Origin of the sequence: Aquicoccus porphyridii (assembly GCF_008369105.1) — a bacterium.
GTDB classification, from domain to species: domain Bacteria; phylum Pseudomonadota; class Alphaproteobacteria; order Rhodobacterales; family Rhodobacteraceae; genus Aquicoccus; species Aquicoccus porphyridii.
The window spans coordinates 1-415 of sequence record NZ_VINQ01000160.1 but is presented as its reverse complement, the minus strand read 5'-3'; the positions used below and the strand labels follow the sequence as shown (position 1 = coordinate 415).

Genomic DNA, 415 nt, shown 5'->3' with positions numbered 1-415 from the left:
AGGCCGTCGGCGAGGGCGGCCTTTTCCTGCTGCAGGTGCTGGATCTTCTCTTCCACCGTGCCGCGGGCGATCAGCCGGTAGACGAACACCGGCTTGTCCTGGCCGATGCGGTAGGCGCGGTCGCTGGCCTGGTTCTCCACCGCCGGGTTCCACCAGGGATCGTAGTGGATCACGGTGTCCGCCGCGGTCAGGTTGAGGCCGACCCCGCCTGCCTTCAAGCTGATCAGGAACACCGGCACCTTGCCGCTCTGGAAGCGCTGTACCGGGGCGCGGCGGTCGCGGGTCTCGCCGGTCAGCAGGACGTAGTCGACGCCGCGCTGGCGCAGGGCGTCCTCGATCAGCGCGAGCATCGAGGTGAACTGCGAGAACAGCAGGACCCGGCGACCCTCGGCGATCAGTTCGTCGAGCATGTCGA

1 protein-coding gene is annotated in these 415 nt (G+C 68.2%); it reads right to left on the bottom strand.

Features of this window, described 5'->3' with window-relative positions:
* On the bottom strand, window positions 1-415 hold a 415-nt coding region (locus FLO80_RS24010), incomplete at both ends, for a DEAD/DEAH box helicase (RefSeq protein WP_149187160.1).